Here is a 17,645-nt window from a genome sequence, read left to right as displayed (position 1 = left end):
TTTGGAAGCACACAGGTGTTGGTAGGTAATGCAGTGCTCAGGGGTGGGCCGTGTCCTCTATGTGCGCCCGCACGATGGCCTCGAAATCGGGATCAGCGCTAAAGCCCAGCGCACGGGCGCGGGGGGCATCGACCTTGCTAGGCCAGCTTTCGACGATGCGTTGGATGGTGGCGTCCGGTTCCCAGCGGATCAGGCGTGCAGCCTCCTCCCCCGCTACCCGTTGCAGCGCCGCGACCATGTCAGCCACGGTCGTGGTAACACCTGGCAACGGGATAACGCGCTGGTCACCCAACGTGGCCGCCGACAGGCTCATGGCATGCACCATGGCGTCTACTACCCGGCGTGGCGACGTGAGGTACACCTTCGTCTCGGGCCGGACGGGGCACACCGCCGGCTGGCCCACCAGTGGCTCACGGATAATGGAGCTGAAGAAGGTGGAAGCGGCCTTGTTGGGTTTGCCAGGGCGTACGGCCACCGTAGGCAGGCGCAGCACCCGGCCATCTACAAAACCTTTGCGGGCGTAGTCGGCCACCAGTAACTCGCCCACCGCCTTTTGCATGCCATAGGACGATTGCGGCGTCAGGGCTGTTTCGTCGTTGACCACCTCGGGCAGCGTGCCTCCGAATACAGCAAAGCCGCTGGCATACACAAAACGAGGCACTGTTGCTTGCTTGCGCAAGGCCTCCAGCAGCGTCATCAAACCGTACAGGTTCACCTGCATGCCCAGGTCGAAATCGGCCTCGGCGGCCGAACTCACCACTGCTGCCAGGTGCCATACCAGGTCCACGCCGTCTGTCACGCGGGCAACCACTTGGGGGTCGGTGATATCACCGGTGATCACGTGCACCCTTGGGTCCTGCGGCACGGCCTCGCCATCAAACGCATCAAACAGCACGATGCGTTCGATAGCCTGTGAAACCTGCCCTTCCAGGGTAACGCTGTTCAGGGCAAGCAGGCGCTGGGCCAATTGTTTGCCAATAAAGCCCGTGCCCCCGGTAATCAGAATGCGCATCATGGTTCCTTCTTATTGTTGTAGAAAACGGTAGAAAACGAGGGTCAGTCCGCGTCGACCGTGCGCTGCTGCTGTTCGCCCAACCCCTCAATGCCCAGGCGCATCACCTGCCCGGCCCGCAGGAACACTGGATCAGGTTTCACCCCAAGGCCCACGCCGGGAGGTGTGCCGGTGGAGATCACATCGCCCGGTTGCAAGGACATGCACCGGCTCAGGTAGGCGATCAGCGCGGGGATCTGGAACACCAGCGTGCGGGTATTACCGTTCTGGTAACGATGGCCATCCACCTCCAGCCACAGGTTCAGTTGGTGGGGGTCAGGGATTTCGTCGGGGGTGACCAACCAAGGCCCGAGAGGCCCGAAGGTGTCGAACCCCTTGCCCTTGTCCCAAGTACCGCCTCGTTCAAGCTGCCATTCACGTTCGGACACGTCGTTGATCACGCAATACCCCGCCACGTGCTCCAGAGCATTACGTTCGTCGATATAACGCCCCGCCTTGCCGATCACCACACCCAGCTCCACCTCCCAGTCCGTCTCGGTGGACCCGCGAGGGATCTGCACGTCGTCATTGGGGCCGCAGATGGCACTGGTCCACTTGTTGAACACCACAGGCTCAGTGGGCACGGCCATGCCCGACTCGGCAGCATGGTCGGCGTAGTTCAGGCCGATACAGATGAATTTGCCCACCTGGCCCACACAGGGTCCAAGGCGCGGCGACCCACTGACCACTGGCAAATTGCTCGGGTCAAGCGCTCGCAGGGCTTGCAGGCTTTCAGCCCCCAGCACAGCGCCTGCGATGTCTGGCACATGGCCGGAGAGGTCGCGGACCTGGCCGTGGTCATCCAGCAGGCCGGGTTTTTCCTGGCCCTTGGGGCCGTAACGCAGCAATTTCATAGGCTGTCCTGAAAAAAGTTAAACGCTCATACCGCCATCGATCACATGGACCGCGCCTGTAGTGTAGGCACTGGCCTCGCTGGCCAGGTACACCGCCAAGTGGGCGATTTCCTCGGCGGTACCCAGGCGCCCCATGGGTTGACGCGCCACAAAAGCCTCGTACACCTCAGCTTCGGTACGGCCCTGGGCCTTGGCCTGCTCCGCGATACGCTGGCGCAGGGAAGGCGAATCCACCGTGCCAGGGCAGATGCAGTTGCAGCGCACGCCTTGGGCCACATAGTCCATTGCTACTGATTTGGTAAGGCCGATCACCGCCGCCTTGCTGGCTGAATAGGCCAGCCGGTTGGGCACACCCTTAACACTGGACGCCACGGACGCCATGTTCACGATGCTGCCGTGGCCTGCTTGCAGCATGGCGGGCAGAAAGGCCCGGATCATGCGGTACATGGCCGTCACATTCAGGTCGAAGGAGAACTGCCAGGCCTGCTCATCACAGGCCAGTAACGCGCCACTGTGTACATACCCGGCGCAGTTGAACAGCGCATCTATGGGACCTACCTGAGCTTGCACCGCCTCAATGGCCGAAGCCTGGGTTACATCCAGCGGCACCACTTCGATGCCCTCCAGGCCTTGCAACGGTTCAACGTGCAAGTCTGTGGCGATCACGTGAAAACCCGCCTGCTGGAAGGCGAGCACTGAAGCGCGGCCTATACCTTGGGCAGCGGCGGTGATCAGAATGCGTTGGGTGGCCATGCTTAGCCTCTTGTTATCGCCATTTACGCAGCGCCCTTAACCGTAGAGCCAGTTGCCGATAAACGCTAATGAGATATTCTCAAGCTTCAATAACCGAGGGTTATCGAATGGCAGATGTGGGCTTTAATCAGCTGTGTAATTGGCTCCGGTTTCGGCACTTGGTGCTTATCGCGACCCTGGCCCGTACCCAGAATATGCATACCACCGCGCAGGAAATGAATATTAGCCAGCCCGCGGTCAGCAAAATGCTGCGGGAGGTGGAGAAGCTGTTGGGCTTTGCCTTGTTCCAGCGGCTTCCCCGGCACATGCCCCCCACCGACCTGGGGAGCCAGGTGGCACGGTATGCGCAAATTGCCCTGAACGATGCGCAACACTTCGTTGGCCAGATCAACCACCTGCGGCAAGGTGGCCATGGCCTGTTGAAAATAGGCACTATTTTCGCGCCCACCGCCTTGGCACTACCGGCGGCCATCGTGAAGGTCAAGCAACAATGGCCATTGCTCACGCTGGACATTCTGGAGGGCACCAGCGCCAACCTGCTGGAGCGCTTGGAGCACAAGCAGCTGGATTTGGTGATCGCCCGCTTTACCCTGGACCAGCACCGCAAACTGTTCGATTTCCAGGCCTTGGCCCCTGAACCCCTGTGCCTGGTCACCGGCAGCCAGCACCCGCTGGCCGGGGCACACGACGTACCTTTGGAGGAACTGGGCAACTGGCCCTGGATCGTGTACCCGGCCGGTACGCCCATGCGCGCTCGGCTAGAGCAGGCCTTTGCCGAAGCCGGCATGCAAACCCCTGGGAACACCGTGGAAACCAGTTCCATGCAGACCACGCTGCAACTGCTGCAAACGGCACCCATGGTAGCCATGTTGGGGGAGTCGATGGTGGCCCCGGACATTCAGGCCGGCCGCCTTACCCGGCTGGCCCTGCCCTTTCCCTTCGTGCTGGCGGATTACGGGATCATCACACGAAGAAACGAAACCCCAGGCTGGTCTGCCCAAGCGTTTATGGACGCACTGTCAAACAACGTTGAGAGGCCTGAAACGCCGCCCCAGGTAGGTCGATAACGCCCGGTTATCGATCGATGGAAAGTCGTCATTTGGCGTTGCAACCGCCGCCTACTACAGTGCAAGCACGCCGGCTGCAGCACGGCGGCAACCGCTCACAGAGGCGCCCATGAAAACAATAAAAAGCTACAAGGCCCTGACCATCGGTTTTCTATTCATGATCGGGGTGATCAACTACCTGGACCGCAGCGCGCTGTCCATCGCCAACACCTCCATTCAGAAAGACCTAGCCATCACCCCAGTCCAGATGGGCGTTATGCTGTCGGCGTTTTCCATTGCCTACGCGTTCTCGCAGCTGCCGCTGGGCGCATTGATCGACAAGCTCGGCAGCAAGCTGGCACTGGGTGGTTCGCTGATCGTGTGGTCGGTCGCCCAGGCCGCGTTCGGGCTGTTCAGCGGCTTTAGCCAGCTGGTGGGCTTAAGGGTATTGCTGGGCATTGGCGAGGCGCCGGTGTTTCCGTCGGCGGCTAAGGCCTTGTCAGAATGGTTCGACACGCAGGAACGGGGCACGGCAACCGGTTGGGTGTGGTCGTCCACGTGCATCGGGCCTTGCCTGGCCCCGCCGCTGTTGACGGTATTCATGGTGCACCTGGGCTGGCGTGGCATGTTTATCCTGACCGGCGTGCTAGGCATCGTGCTAGCCGCCTGCTGGTTCGTGTTCTACAAGAGCAAGGCCCAGTACATGGCCGAGACAGGGCGTGCCGAGCCGGTAACAGGGCAGGTTACTAAGGCACAACGCCTGCCCTGGGCCGCCATGTTCAAGGAACGCAATACCTGGGGCGCCTTCCTGGGGTTCATGGGCGTGATCTACATGATCTGGCTCAACCTCACGTGGCTACCTGGCTATTTCGAGCGGGAGCATGGCCTGGACCTCTACCGTACCGCCTGGGTGGTGTCGCTGGCGTACCTGTGTGGCGCGGTGGGCACCATCGTCGCCGGCAAGGCCTGCGACCGGTTGGTGGCCCGAGGCATGAAAGTATTGGCCAGCCGTAAGTTGATGGTCATCCTCGGGCTGGTAGGCGGCGCACTCTTCACGTTGATAGTGGCCTTCACTACGAACGTTGTGGCTTGCGTGGTGCTGCTGTGCCTCACGCTGTTTTTCATCAGCATTTCCAGCGCCACCGCCTGGATGATCGTCAATACCATCGTGCCATCCGAGCGCGTGGCCTCCTTTGGATCGATCCAGAACTTCGGCGGCTACCTGGCAGGCTCAATCGCACCGATCCTGACAGGCTTCAGCGTGCAGCAGAGTGGCTCGTTTTCATCCGCCTTCGTGATCAGCGCGGTAGTGGCGGCCTGTTCGGCACTGGCGTACTTTGCGTTGCTCAAGGAGCCTGCACCTGTTGCGGTATCAGTGCCCCCGGTGCCTGGGGGCGCCATACCCCGCTCGGCTTAAGGCAAGCCAGTTCAACTCAGCAGGCCGGGCCCTTGCGGCCCGGCTTACCAATGGGTTACTGAACCAGCGATTGGGTGCCATACAGCCGCAGCAACTGCAGAGTCACACCATTGGTCCATCCGAACCCATCCTGCAGCTCGTACTCTCCCCCGCCGCCGCCTTTGCCACCTTCGATGTCGTACTTTTCCACCAGCTTATGCTCGCGCTCGTACAGGCCTTGCACTTGGGTAAGGAAATGGCGGCCGATGGTTTCGGCCAGGTCACTCTGGTCGTAGGCCCGCAGGCCTTCCACGGCGATCAGTTGCAAAGGTGCCCAGCCATTGGGGGCGTCCCATTGCTGGCCACTGTTGTTGGCGGTGGTGGCAATACCGCCGGGGCGGATCAGTTTCTGGTTGACGGTCGCGGCGGTCTGCTGAGCATGGTGCGGGTCGGCCAGGCGGGTATACAGCGGGTACAGGCTAGCAGCGCTGACCTCGTCGCTTATGGCCTGTTTTTTCCAGTCATAGTCGGTATAGAAACCCGCGGGGTTCCACAAGTACTTTTCTACGGCCTGCTGTCGGGCCTGGGCCCATTGGGTATAGCGCGTGGTACAGGCAGGTTGGCTGGTTTGCTGGCAGGCCTTGGCGATGGTCTGCTCCAAGTGGAACATCAGGCTGTTCAAGTCCACCGGCACAATAGCGGTGGTACGAATGGTCGCCATGGTCTTGCCATCCCCCAACCACCGTGAGGAATAGTCCCAGCCGCTTTCTGCACCGGCGCGCAAGTCCCGGTAGACTTCAGCTGCCGGCCTGCCCGGCGCCTGGGCCGCCGTCGTGCGGTCTTCAGCCCAGGACTCCTGGCGAGGCGCGTCGCTGGCGTCCCAGTAGCGGTTCAGTACTGCGCCATCCTTGAGCTTCACTACGTGGACCGTCGCTTCGCCGGCCTTCAGGGTTTGTGCGCCCTGCATCCAGTAGGCGTACTCCTTCTGCAACTGCGGCAAGTACCGTGCGTAAGCCGCATTCCCGTCCAGCTTAGCCAGCAGGTCTACCATGTAGGCAAAGAACGGTGGTTGCGACCGGCTCAAGTAATACGTGCGGTTCCCATTGGGAATATGGCCGTAGGTGTCGATCATGTAGGCGAAGTTGTCCACCATGTCGCGCACCTGCTGTGTTCGACCACTTTCGGCCAGGCCCAGCATGGTGAAGTAAGAGTCCCAGTAATACATTTCCCGGAACCGACCGCCAGGTACGACAAAGGGCTTGGGCAGTGGCAGTAGGCTGCTGTAGGCCGGCACTTGCTCGTAGTGCCGGGTGAGCACAGGCCACAGGTCATTGATGTGGGCCGGCAGGTCCGCGCCTAGCTTGGGCGGCTGCACATCGGCCGTACCGGACGCTTCGAAGTTGGCAGCCACGAAAGCGTTGAGGTCAAAGCCAGGCTGGTCTTTCTGAGCCAGGTAAGCCGCGCGGATATCCGCTGGCGCACGCAGGGGCAGCGCGTCCACAAAATGCTTCTGGTCGGTGAACAACTCACTCTGCTGCACCGCAAGGAACAGCTCTGGGTAGGCTTGGTCGGGTGCTATTTCGCGGCTGGCAGAGACCGTTTCCCAGCTCCATTGGGGGCTGGAAGACGGAACCTCAGCGGTCGAGCAACCGTAGAGGGCGGCCAGGGTGATGGACACCGCCAGGGTGGTGGCACGGGGGAATGACGACATGGATACTCCTCGCAAGCGTTCCAGGGTGGCCATGAAATCGACAGGCGAGCGCGCGCGGTGGTTCGGTTGGATGTTGGGGATAGAGGCTTGTTATAGCGGCAGGGGCCGGAGGCTGCACATTCTCTGCTGGCGGGCCGGTTAACGCGTAAGGCACACGCCAATACGTTCGGCCAGGTCCAACAGCCGATCGAAGACCTCTGGGTCCTCAAGAATATCTCGACCAGCCTGACGGACCGTAAGGTGGCTCTGCTTGATCCGATCACCAAACAGCATTACGGCCATGGCCTCGTCATCTTGCCTTGATACCCACCGCAACCCTTGCGCTTCGTGAGCTTGTGCATGAATAGCAGCAGCCCACTGCCGCGTATAGGGGTAGCGGTCTGCATCCGTGTCCACCAGCTCGTTGCGTTTGACACCCAGCAGGCGTAACGCCTTGCTGGACAGATCGACAAGGTGTAGCGCTGTTTTAGTCTGTATCTGGGAGTACTGAAGGCCACGCAGCCGGTCTTGTTGTAGGAATTTGTAGCCCGGCTCATGGGGCACGTCGTGAAATACCGTTTCCAATGCAGCGCAATTGAACGTGCTGCCGGCGTACAGGGTAGGCACAACCTTGCCGTTTACTGCGGTGAGGGGGCTGAACCGAGCATTGCCCACACCGGTTGGGTTGTATTGAACCGATCCGAACCGGCTGGCGTGAACGCGGTGCAATACCGTGCCAGCAGGCACAGTGTGATACGAAAGGTGTAACCCCTCGTAGGGGAGCCGGGTAGTTGAGGCTTCAACCATGAGTAATGCCTGCCACCTCTTCATGGGCGGCAGCAAGCACGTGTTCTGGGGCGGTACGAAGCAGGTCCTGGGGGCGCTTGCCACCCAGCCACCCGTTGACTGACATGAACCAGTAAGCCATTGCCCAGCCATCTTTCAATGGGCTCAACACAGACAGGATGTCTTTGAGCACAGGCAACGGCCGATGGCTGGACGTTTCATCCAAACCGTACAGCGGGAAATAATCGATGCCACCGTGGCGTATGGCGAAGATACGGCCATCGCGCTTCCATTTATTAGGTTGAGAACTGGGGTTTGCCGCACTGAGCTCTGCCAATTCAGCAAGATGGTGAGCGGTTATCCAGTCCCCACTTTCCAGCACAGCCCGCTTGGCTTTGGCCAGCATATGAGCCTGCCTCAGTTGGGCGGAAGTCGCAGGAGCATCTGGTATCAGCAGCTCAACGAGCTGGCCTATGGTGTCCCTGTTCTGAACAGCCGCCGCCTGTTCGGCATACATTCTTCTCCACAGGTCCAAGGAATCGAGAAACGCCTTAAGCACCGACGGCGAAGCATGCTCCACAGAAATGAAGACGCCAGTGTCCTCGCGCTCGCGCAGCGCCAGTTCTTTCAAGCGCCCCAGAACAGGCTGCCCAATTTGAAGAGTGTCTGCGCGTTGCGTCATTGTTTCTGCCCTTCATGATTACAATCATGACCATCAAAACGTGATAACCACTCTAATCCAGCTGCACACCTACAGCAAGCAGCGCTTTTGTCGCATACCCAGCCCGCACCCCCAGGAATCCGCTGGCAGCCGCAGTGCCAATATGGTATCAACCGCACCCGTTTGTTCAGGTGTCGCTTTTCGTGGTCGCTATCACTTCCGCCCTCTCGCCCTTCCTCCCCTACCTTACTGTTGCGCTCCTGGCTGCCGTGGTACTGGCAAAGGTGCTGCAGGCCCCGGCGCAGAAAGGCCAGGCGGGAGAAGCCTGGGTGCGCTTTTTTGCGTACTGGGGGCTACCAGCCCGTACCTACAAACGCCTGCACAACCTGACCCTGCGCGTGGAAGACGGCACCACCCAGATCGACCATGTATTCCTCTCCCGCTACGGCCTTTTCGTGGTGGAAACCAAGCATATGAAAGGCCGCATCGTTGGGGCCGAGCGTGAGCCTCGATGGCTGCAGACAGTGGGCAGGCACAGTTACAGCTTCCAGAACCCGCTGCGGCAGAACTACCGGCATCTCAAGGCGCTGGAGTATTGCCTTGGCGTGGACATGGCGCACCTGCATTCGGTGGTTGTGTTCACCGGCCCGGCGCGCTTGAAGCGCCCCATGCCCTTGCAGGTGGTGCGAGGCTGGGGGTTGGCACGGTACATCCGCCGCTACAACGAACCCGTGTTCAGCCAGGCGCAGGTCGCGGCCTTCACACGCGCCCTCAAGCAGCAGCGGCTCCCACCTGGCGAGGCCACGGACCGCGCCCATGTGGAAGGGTTACGGCGCCGGCATGGTCGGCGGAACCCAGGCAGGCGCAGAGGGCTAATGCTCACTAGCCTGTTAGGTATGGCGGTCACGGGATTGATCGTGTGTGCAGGCAAACCCCTGCCCTTGGTCACGCAGGCGGTCATGGCCTTGGCACCTGTCGGGCAAGAGGTGAACACTGCCGCCTCGGCGTTGCTGGCCAGTGCCCAAGGCACATTGAAACGTGGTACGCCGGCGCCTGTGCAGCCGGGCAAGGGCATGGGTGGCCAAGAGCAATCCCTGCGGGCCTGCATCAAGCCCAATAACCTGGTGGACGACGACGTGAAGCACTGCATGAACGGCACACGGGTAAGGGACTGGTAGCCACAGGCGCGTGTGCTAGCCGCCGTTCTTCACAGCGCTCCACACCCGTGTGCGCAACCGGTCAGTGGCCTTGGGCACCGCCTCTAGCACGAACAGCTTCTGCCTCACGGCGTGTGGCGGATACACCATGGCGTTCGTGCGAATAGCCGCGTCCACGAACGGTTCAGCTGCCGTGTTGCCGTTGGCGTAATGCACGTGGTTACTGATCTGAGCCATTACCTCTGGCGCCAGCAGGTAATTGAGAAAGGCGTAACCACCGGCTTCGTCAGGCGCATCGGCAGGCATGGCTACCATGTCGAACCACATGGGCGAACCCTCCTTGGGAATCACATACGCGATGTTCTGCCCGTTCCCTGCTTCTTCGGCCCGTTGCGCAGCCTGCATCACGTCCCCGGAGAACCCTACCGCAACACATACATCACCGTTGGCGAGGTCCGCGGTGTACTTGGAACTGTGGAAATAGCGCACATAGGGCCGTATCTGCATCAGCAAGGCCTGGGCTTTGTCGTAATCGCCCTTGGCCGTGCTGTGGTGAGGCAGGCCCAGGTAGTTCAGGGCAATGGGAAGAATCTCCGGGCCGTTGTCTAGAAAGGCGACCCCACACTGGGCCAGTTTTTTCATGTACTCAGGCTTGAACACCAAGCCCCATGAATCCACAGGTACGTCACCCAGCACCGCTTTGACCTTTTCGATGTTGTAGCCGATGCCAGTGCTTCCCCACAGGTAAGGAAAGCCGTAACGGTTGCCTGGGTCATTGGCCTCCAGCACCTTGAGCAAGCCAGGGTCCAGGTTTTTCCAGTTAGGCAGGCGGTTGCGATCCAGCGGCTTGAGGGCCTTGGCTGTAATCTGGTGCGCCATAAAGTGGTTGGACGGGAACACCACGTCATACCCCGAATGGCCAGCCATCAGCTTGGCGTCCAGCATTTCATTACTGTCATAGAGGTCGTATTGGGTGGGGTAGCCCGTGCTGGCCGTGAACGCCTCCAGGGTGGTGGGCGCAATGTAGCTGCTCCAGTTATAGATCTTCACGGTCTCTGCTGCTTGAGCGGCGCTCACCAGCACCCACGGGGCGATGAATTTCAACATGCGAATACCTCAGCCTTTGTTTTAAGCGTTATGGGGAGGGCAGTCAGGCACGTGTTGCATCGCGCTACGCAAAGGGCGCCCGAGTGTTCATCAGGTGCTCCATGCCCCCGGCCAGACCTTCTGCGAGGCGTCGGCGCCATGGGGGGGTAGCGGGGTTGGCCAGCACTTGGTCTTCCAGCACAAAACTTCGAATGATGGCGTTATAGCCCAGCCAGCGCAGAGGTTCAGGCTCCCAGCGCGGCAAGCTGGAAAGGGCCCGGTCGTGCAGCACCCACGGCTGCCGCGTGAGCGGGGTGTCGCGCCCGAGCATCAAGTCGGCCAAGGTACGGCCGCCCAGGTTGCTGGCGCCTACGCCCTCCCCGCCGTAACCGCCCGAGAGCGCCACCTGCTGGGTACGGTCGGCCAGCATGTGGGGTTGGAAGCGCCGTGCCACGCCCAGGTTGCCACCCCACGCGTGGGTCAGGCGCACGTTGTGCAAGCTGGGAAACAGCTCGCTAAACAAGCGTTGACGCAGCGCACGCTCGTTGGGTGTGAGGTCAAAGTTCTGCCGTAGCCTGCCGCCAAAGCGATACCCGCCTCGGGCACCGAACACCAGCCGGTTGTCGCAAGTGCGCTGGCCATAGGTGACCTGGCGGCTGTTTTCGCTGAAGGCCTGGCCACTGGCCAAGCCGATCCGGGCCCAGGCCTGCGCAGGCAAAGGTTCGGTCGCCACCATCAGGCTTTGGGCAGCCACGTGGTGCTTGCCCAGGGGCGGCAGGTCACTGGCATAGCCTTCCACGGCCGGTACCACCCAGTGGGCCCTCACCTTGGCACTTGCCGTGCGTAACTCACCTGGCTGCCAATGGGTGACCGGGCTTTGCTCGTACAGTTTCACGCCCAGCCGTTCCACCGCCCGCGCCAGGCCCCGCACCAGCTTTGCGGGCTGGATGGTCGCGCAGTGAGGGGAATACAGGGCACCGTAGGCATGGGCCACCTTCAGCTGATCGCCTAACGCCTGAGGCGTCAGCCAGCGGTAGTCTGCTTCACTCAGCCCCAGGCTTCGATAACTGGCCAAGTGTTCACGCAAGCGTTTTTCCTGCTCTGGGTAACGCGCCGCGCAGTACAGTACACCCCCTTTGCGCAGGTCGCAGTCGATGCCTTCCTGCTCGCATACACGCGCTACTTCGTCGGGGATACCGTGCAGCAACTCAAAGGCCTCGGCGCGAGCGGCTGTGGGCACATCACTGAGCAGGCGGTCTTCGCCTAGCAGGTTGCCCATCAGCCAGCCACCATTACGGCCACTGGCGCCGAAACCGGCGATCTGGGCCTCAAGGATGGCAATGTTCAGGTGGGGCGCCTGGCGCTTGAGGTAATACGCCGTCCACAGGCCGGTGTAGCCGGCACCGATAATGGCCACGTCCACCTCCAGGTCCTGGCTCAATGACGCCCGCGGCTGCAGCGGCTCATCCAACTGGTCCATCCACAAGCTCACCCCGCGCCACTCGCTCATGCCCTGCCCCGGTTAGTGGTTCGGTGGCAGTGTAAGCAACCCCTTGGAGGGTTGTCCTATGCGCGGGTACGCGTGCAGTTCGCCTTGAGCCAGGCTTTGGGGGTACACCCGGTATGGGCGCGGAACACCTTGTAAAAGGCTGAAGTGGAGTTAAAGCCCGCGCTCGCGGCCAGTTCCTCCATAGCCACCGGTTCGGTGTGTGCTTTCAGCCGCTCAAGCAGGTAACGCACGCGCGCCTGGCTCACGTATCGGTAGAAACTCTGCCCTAGCACTTGGTTAAGCAGGTATGACATCTGGTTACGGCTGTAACCTGTGGCTGCAGCTACCCCTTGCAAATCAAGGCCAGGGTCGAGGAAGGGGCGCTGGCGGTTGAAGTACTCGTCCAGGTCCCTGGCCATATAGCTCAGTTGCCGTGCGGACAGGCCTAGCTTGCTGATGGCCGGAGCCGGGCTGGCAGGTGTCTGGGCCGATGCCTCGCGCACCAGCGAGGCGTATTCGTTGATGCGCCAGATCAGGCCGTCCTTTACCGTGATGGCTTCACTGCTGCGAAAGGTCACCCGCTGGCCGCCGCCACGCAGTGCTGTCTGGTACTGGATAAAAGCCGTGTCACCGTCCACCCGAATGCGGTCAGTGTGCTCCAGGTAGTCCTCGGGATGGCGTGGCAGGGTATCTGTGACGTAAGCACGCAAGTCGGCCAGGTGCAGCGTGCGGTTCTGAAAGAAATCGTTGTACTGGATATGGGGGTGGTAGGAGGCCAGGATCGCCTCCAGGTCCTGCCGCTTCCAGGCGAGGTGGTAGGCAAGCACAGCGCGGTGGGTGGGGCAGGTGTTGACCATGAACGGGGCGCTTCAAGGCTACGGCAAGGTGCTGCCAGTATGCGGCATGGGGCGCGCCCTTGCTTGCGCCTTGTGAGTTGTACGGGCTAAGCCGCTGCCTGTGCCTGCTTCAACGCGCCGGCCACCCACGTCCCGAATGCATTCACGGCCACCTGTAGATTGCCCAGGAACCGAGGGTATAGCAGCCACAGGTCCATCACCGGTTTGAAATCCTTGAGCGGCAGTACGGCCAACTGGTCACGATGGACGCTGCGTTCCAGCAGCAACCGAGGCACCAGCCCTAGGCCCATGCCGTCTGCCACCAACCCTAGCTGCAGCTCGGTACCGAAGGTTTCCAGGTTCACGTTCAGGCTCAAGCCTTGGTCAGCCAGTGTACGCTGCAAGCCTGCGCGGAAACCGCAACCATCGGGATTAAGCACCCAGCCCTGGCTGGCGCAGTCGGCAAGCCTGAGGGATTTTTTCGACACGTCGGCCTTGGGGCACACGGCCACCAGTTCCAACTTGCCAATGGACTCACCCACAACGCTATCAGGAAACACCTTACCGGCCGGGAACAGCGCAACCGCTGCGTCCATCTCCCCCCGTTCGATACCTCCCACAAGGTAGCCTCCCCACCCCGTGACCACGTGCGTGCGCAGGTCTGGGAACACGCTGCGCAAGTGCTTTAGTGCATCCAGGAGCAGCATGTCACCCAAGGTTTGCGGTACGCCCAGGCGCAGCACACCGCTGGGGGGTGCATCCCGTGCCACCAGCTCACGCAAGGCGTCCATTTCCCGAAGGATGGCCAGGCACCGTTGATACACCTGCAACCCTATGGCTGTAGGTTTCAAAGGTTTGGTATTGCGGTCGAACAGCGCAACACCCAGGGCCTGCTCCAGGTTCTGCACCCGCCGCGTGATCGCAGGTTGAGTAAGGGTAAGCAGGTCGGCGGCCTGGCTGATTGACTGGCTGCGCACTACCGCTACAAAGGCTTCGATGTCATCCGTTTTCATTCTAGGGGCACATATAAAGGGGCAGCAAGATAGCCAAAAAGCATAATCCCATTAGGCCCTACCTCGCTAGCACTGCGGTTACAGGGATGCGGCACTACTTTTTGGTTATAACCTAATCATTAAAAAATAGCATATTAAATTAAATCAATATGCTTAGATTATCACCGAAATCTTAGTTTACCGGACCCCCCATGAACCTGCCCAAACACCCTGGACGCCTGCGTGACTTCATCGGCGCGCTGGCCGAGCTCGTTGAATGCCAGCCGCCGGAACACGACCTGTTACGTCGCGGCGGCGCGTTGCTAGGCCAGTTGGTACGCCATGATGATTGGCTACCAGACGACTATGCCCAGCCCGATCCAGAACGCTATCAGCAATTTCTGCTGTACGCCGATGCTCGCCAGCGGTTTTCAGTGGCGAGCTTCGTGTGGGGCCCTGGGCAGCGTACCCCTGTTCACGATCACCGGGTATGGGGCCTGATCGGCATGTTGCGCGGTGCGGAAGTGTCCCAAGGCTTCTCCCGCGACGCCCTGGGGCGGTTATACCCGAAGGGCCCTGCCCTGCAGTTGAATCCCGGCGACGTAGAAGCCCTGGCGCCCAACCGTAATGACATCCATCAGGTCAGCAACGCCTTCGACGACCGAGTATCCATCAGCGTGCACGTCTACGGCGCCAACATCGGCGCCGTGAGGCGCGCGGTGTATAGGCCCGACGGTACTGAAAAGCTGTTCATTTCCGGCTACAGCAACCCTTATCTCCCGAACCTTTGGGACCTGTCCAAAGAGAGCCCTGCCCCATGACCCATGCTACCCGCCACTATGCTGACATTCGTCGCGCCCTCCTCGCCCACGAGGAAGTGGCGCTGGTGGACGTGCGCGAAGAGGCCCCCTTCGCCGAGCACCATCCGCTGTTCGCCGCCAACATTCCTCTGTCAAGGTTGGAGCTGGAGGTGCTGTCGCGCATCCCCCGGCCCAATACGCCCGTAACGGTGTATGACAACGGTGAGGGCCTGGCTGCACGAGCAGTGGAACGGTTCCAGGCATTGGGCTACACCGACGTGGCATTGCTGGAGGGGGGACTGCACGGCTGGCAGCAGGCTGGCGGCGAGCTGTTTATTGACGTGAACGTGCCCAGCAAAGCGTTTGGTGAGCTGGTGGAACACCATCGGCATACACCGTCCCTGGCTGCAGAAGACGTACGCCGGCTGATTGAAAGCAAGGCGGATGTGGTGGTACTGGACGCCCGCCGCTTCGACGAATATCAGACCATGAGCATTCCTACGGGCATCAGCGTGCCGGGGGCAGAGCTGGTCCTGCGCGCTCGTGAACAGGCGCCAGATCCCCGCACCCAGATCATCGTGAACTGCGCAGGGCGAACGCGCAGCATCATCGGCACGCAGTCCCTGGTCAATGCGGGCCTGCCAAACCCGGTAGCGGCGTTGCGCAACGGTACCATTGGCTGGTTGTTGGCGGGCCAGACTCTAGACCATGGCCAGTCCCGGCGTTTCAACGACGTCTCTGAAACCACACGGCAGTTGGCTGGGCAGGACGCACGCCGGGTGGCAGACAAGGCCGGGGTGAAGCGGGCCCGCTATGCCCAGTTGCAACAGTGGCAAACCGACCCTGCCCGCACCACCTACCTGTTCGATGTGCGCACCCCCGAGGAATTCGCCGAAGGCCACGTGCCGGGCGCTCGCGCTACACCAGGCGGCCAGCTGGTACAGGAAACCGATCACTACGCCAGTGTACGAGGTGCGCGGGTGGTGCTGGTGGACGATGATGGCGTGCGGGCCAATATGTCAGCCTCTTGGCTAGCGCAGTTGGGCTGGGAGGTGTACGTGGTGGACGACCTGGCCGCCACCCACTTCAGTGAAACCGGCCATTGGATCGCGCCCGGCCCTGCTGCGCCCTCGGTAGAACAGGTATCCCCGGCGACCCTTACCGCCTGGCAGGCGCAAGGGGATGTGCAGGTGCTGGATTTCACAACCAGTGCCCAGTACGTGAAGCAGCACATTCCTGGCGCCTGGTGGGTATTGCGCGCGCACCTGAGCGATGCCCTGAAAAACATCCCCGCCGCCAGCCGCTACGTGTTGACCTGCGGCAGCAGCCGGCTGGCACGCCTGGCTGTGGCAGAGGTTAAGGCCCTTACAGGAAAGCCGATAGCCGTGCTCGAAGGTGGCAACGCAGCCTGGTTCACTGCCGGATATGCGCCCGAGCACGGCGAAACCCGGCTCGCCTCGCCTCGTATTGACCGCTACCGCCGGCCCTATGAAGGCACTGAAGCCCCGCGCGACGCCATGCAGGCTTATCTGGACTGGGAGTTTGGCCTGGTGGCGCAACTGGCCCGGGACGGCACCCATGGTTTTCATGTGATTTGAACACCTACGCGCCGACCGCTTTCAAGGCGGAGGCCCCTTCTCTGAACCGCGGCCTGTTTCCCGTCCACTGCACAGGCCGCCGGGAGCATTACCTATGAGTACACGCCAACTCAAACTCGGCGCTATGGTCCATGGTGTCGGCCACGGCTGGGGCGAATGGCGCCACCCGGATGCACAGGCTGATGCCAGCACCAATTTTGCCTGGTACAAAGGGCAGGCGGCGCTGGCAGAGGCCGCAAAGTTCGACTTTGTCTTCATCGCCGATAGCCTGCACATTCATGCCAGATCCAGCCCCCACTACCTCAACCGCTTCGAACCCCTTACCCTGCTCTCGGCACTGGCCACGACCACCACCCATATCGGGCTAGTGGCCACCGTGACGGTCAGCTACACCGAGCCTTTTCAGGTGGCGCGGCAGCTTGCTTCGCTGGATCACCTCAGCGGTGGGCGCGCAGGTTGGAACGTTGTCACCTCCTGGCTGAGCGGCACTGCCGAGAACTTCAGCAAAGCCGAGCACCCGCCCCATGCGGTGCGCTATCGCATTGCCAAGGAACATGTGGCCGTGGTGAAGGGTTTATGGGATTCCTGGGAGGACGACGCCCTGGTGCGCAACAAGGCCACTGGCGAATTCTTCGCCCCGCACAAGCTGCATGCACTAAACCACAAGGGCGAATTCTTCCAGGTAAAAGGCCCGTTGAACATTTCCCGCTCCCGCCAGGGGCAGCCAGTACTCTTCCAGGCCGGCACGTCGGAGGATGGACGCAACTTTGCCGCCCACTACGCCGATGCGATTTTTGTACATGCCGAGGCCTTCGAAGACGCCCAAGCCTACTACGCCGATTTGAAAGCACGCGCCAAGGGCTTTGGCCGAGACCCTGCCGCATTGTCGATTCTGCCGGGCATCCGCCCCATCGTTGGCCGAACGCCGGAAGAGGTGGAGCAACGCTACCAACAGGCGGTGGAATTGGTGAGCATCGAGGACGCCATCGTGGCCCTCGGGCGGCCTTTCAATGACCATGATTTCAGCCAGTACCCGCTAGACGCGCCGTTTCCTGAACTGGGTGAGCTGGGGGCCAATAGCCAAAAAGGCGGCTCTGATCGAATCAAGCAACTGGCACGGGAACGGCAATGGACCTTGCGAGAGGCCGCTTTGCACTTCTCACGCCCGCGCCGGGAGTTCGTTGGCACACCTGATCAGGTGGCCGACCAGGTCCAACAGTGGTTCGAACAGGGGGCCAGCGATGGTTTTATCATCAACGCACTATTGCCCGATGGCCTTCAGACGTTTACCGAGTGGGTGGTGCCGGTGCTGCAGCAGCGTGGGCTGCAACGGAGCGAGTACACCGGTACGACTCTGCGAGAACACTTTGAGTTAGCGGTCCCCCCGAACCGCTACACCGTGGCCGGCGCCCGGTAAGCGCCGGGAGCATTATTGAAGCAGGCGCAGCCA

Annotated in this window: 16 protein-coding genes; 6 read left to right on the top strand and 10 right to left on the bottom strand. The window is 61.3% G+C overall.

Features of this window, described 5'->3' with window-relative positions:
- Positions 1-37: 37 nt before the first annotated feature.
- Genes denD through ACSAMW_RS01465 form a run of 3 tightly spaced genes read right to left on the bottom strand, consistent with a single transcriptional unit; the run spans position 38 to position 2,658 of the window.
- A complete protein-coding gene (gene denD / locus ACSAMW_RS01475) occupies positions 38-1,012 on the bottom strand; it encodes a D-erythronate dehydrogenase (protein WP_500593934.1) in 975 nt (324 codons plus the stop codon).
- A 44-nt stretch (positions 1,013-1,056) separates the two neighbouring features.
- A complete protein-coding gene (locus tag ACSAMW_RS01470; RefSeq protein ID WP_500592335.1) occupies positions 1,057-1,905 on the bottom strand; it encodes an ureidoglycolate lyase in 849 nt (282 codons plus the stop codon).
- 18 nt (positions 1,906-1,923) lie between these two features.
- Positions 1,924-2,658, bottom strand: a complete 735-nt coding sequence (locus tag ACSAMW_RS01465) for an SDR family oxidoreductase (protein ID WP_500592334.1) — start codon at positions 2,656-2,658, stop codon at positions 1,924-1,926.
- A 107-nt stretch (positions 2,659-2,765) separates the two neighbouring features.
- Here ACSAMW_RS01465 and ACSAMW_RS01460 point away from each other — a divergent pair, with 107 nt between their 5' ends.
- The gene (locus ACSAMW_RS01460) at positions 2,766-3,725 is read left to right on the top strand and encodes a LysR family transcriptional regulator (protein WP_500592333.1); all 960 of its coding nucleotides are present in this window, start codon (positions 2,766-2,768) and stop codon (positions 3,723-3,725) included.
- Positions 3,726-3,834: 109 nt separating this feature from the next.
- The gene (locus tag ACSAMW_RS01455) at positions 3,835-5,121 is read left to right on the top strand and encodes an MFS transporter (protein ID WP_500592332.1); all 1,287 of its coding nucleotides are present in this window, start codon (positions 3,835-3,837) and stop codon (positions 5,119-5,121) included.
- Between the two features lie 55 nt (positions 5,122-5,176).
- Here the strand turns inward: ACSAMW_RS01455 and treA are convergent, their stop codons facing one another.
- The 3 genes from treA to ACSAMW_RS01440 form a co-directional block, all read right to left on the bottom strand.
- On the bottom strand, positions 5,177-6,811 hold the full coding sequence (treA, locus tag ACSAMW_RS01450; RefSeq protein ID WP_500592331.1) for an alpha,alpha-trehalase TreA: 1,635 nt from the start codon (positions 6,809-6,811) through the stop codon (positions 5,177-5,179).
- 138 nt (positions 6,812-6,949) lie between these two features.
- Positions 6,950-7,597, bottom strand: a complete 648-nt coding sequence (locus ACSAMW_RS01445; protein WP_500592330.1) for an RES family NAD+ phosphorylase — start codon at positions 7,595-7,597, stop codon at positions 6,950-6,952.
- The gene (locus ACSAMW_RS01440) at positions 7,590-8,258 is read right to left on the bottom strand and encodes a hypothetical protein (protein WP_500592329.1); all 669 of its coding nucleotides are present in this window, start codon (positions 8,256-8,258) and stop codon (positions 7,590-7,592) included. Before ACSAMW_RS01440 ends, ACSAMW_RS01445 begins: the two co-directional genes overlap by 8 nt.
- Positions 8,259-8,440: 182 nt before the next feature.
- Here ACSAMW_RS01440 and ACSAMW_RS01435 point away from each other — a divergent pair, with 182 nt between their 5' ends.
- On the top strand, positions 8,441-9,415 hold the full coding sequence (locus ACSAMW_RS01435) for a nuclease-related domain-containing protein (protein ID WP_500592328.1): 975 nt from the start codon (positions 8,441-8,443) through the stop codon (positions 9,413-9,415).
- Between the two features lie 15 nt (positions 9,416-9,430).
- Here ACSAMW_RS01435 and ACSAMW_RS01430 read toward each other — a convergent pair whose 3' ends face one another.
- The 4 genes from ACSAMW_RS01430 to ACSAMW_RS01415 all read right to left on the bottom strand — a co-directional run bounded on the left by ACSAMW_RS01430 (position 9,431) and on the right by ACSAMW_RS01415 (position 13,818).
- Complete coding sequence (locus tag ACSAMW_RS01430) at positions 9,431-10,501, bottom strand: polyamine ABC transporter substrate-binding protein (RefSeq protein WP_500592327.1); 1,071 nt, start codon at positions 10,499-10,501, stop codon at positions 9,431-9,433.
- Between the two features lie 64 nt (positions 10,502-10,565).
- Positions 10,566-11,990: an NAD(P)/FAD-dependent oxidoreductase gene (locus ACSAMW_RS01425; RefSeq protein WP_500592326.1), complete on the bottom strand. Its 1,425-nt coding sequence runs from the start codon at positions 11,988-11,990 to the stop codon at positions 10,566-10,568.
- A gap of 56 nt (positions 11,991-12,046) precedes the next feature.
- Positions 12,047-12,826 carry a helix-turn-helix domain-containing protein gene (locus ACSAMW_RS01420; protein ID WP_500592325.1) on the bottom strand — a complete coding sequence of 260 codons (780 nt, stop codon included), beginning with the start codon at positions 12,824-12,826 and terminating at the stop codon, positions 12,047-12,049.
- Between the two features lie 86 nt (positions 12,827-12,912).
- Positions 12,913-13,818, bottom strand: a complete 906-nt coding sequence (locus ACSAMW_RS01415; RefSeq protein WP_500592324.1) for a LysR family transcriptional regulator — start codon at positions 13,816-13,818, stop codon at positions 12,913-12,915.
- 191 nt (positions 13,819-14,009) lie between these two features.
- Between ACSAMW_RS01415 and ACSAMW_RS01410 the strand changes: the two genes are divergently transcribed.
- The 3 genes from ACSAMW_RS01410 (at position 14,010) to ACSAMW_RS01400 (ending at position 17,612) form a co-directional block, all read left to right on the top strand.
- Complete coding sequence (locus ACSAMW_RS01410; protein WP_500592323.1) at positions 14,010-14,618, top strand: cysteine dioxygenase family protein; 609 nt, start codon at positions 14,010-14,012, stop codon at positions 14,616-14,618.
- Positions 14,615-16,195 carry a rhodanese homology domain-containing protein gene (locus ACSAMW_RS01405; protein WP_500592322.1) on the top strand — a complete coding sequence of 527 codons (1,581 nt, stop codon included), beginning with the start codon at positions 14,615-14,617 and terminating at the stop codon, positions 16,193-16,195. Before ACSAMW_RS01410 ends, ACSAMW_RS01405 begins: the two co-directional genes overlap by 4 nt.
- A 94-nt stretch (positions 16,196-16,289) precedes the next feature.
- Positions 16,290-17,612, top strand: coding sequence for an LLM class flavin-dependent oxidoreductase (locus ACSAMW_RS01400; RefSeq protein ID WP_500592321.1), 1,323 nt, complete (start codon positions 16,290-16,292; stop codon positions 17,610-17,612).
- Positions 17,613-17,645: the final 33 nt, after the last annotated feature.

Source organism: Pseudomonas sp. AB39(2026) (assembly GCF_059831485.1).
Note: the sequence above shows the minus strand (reverse complement) of the source record. Positions and strands in the feature narration are given on the sequence as shown.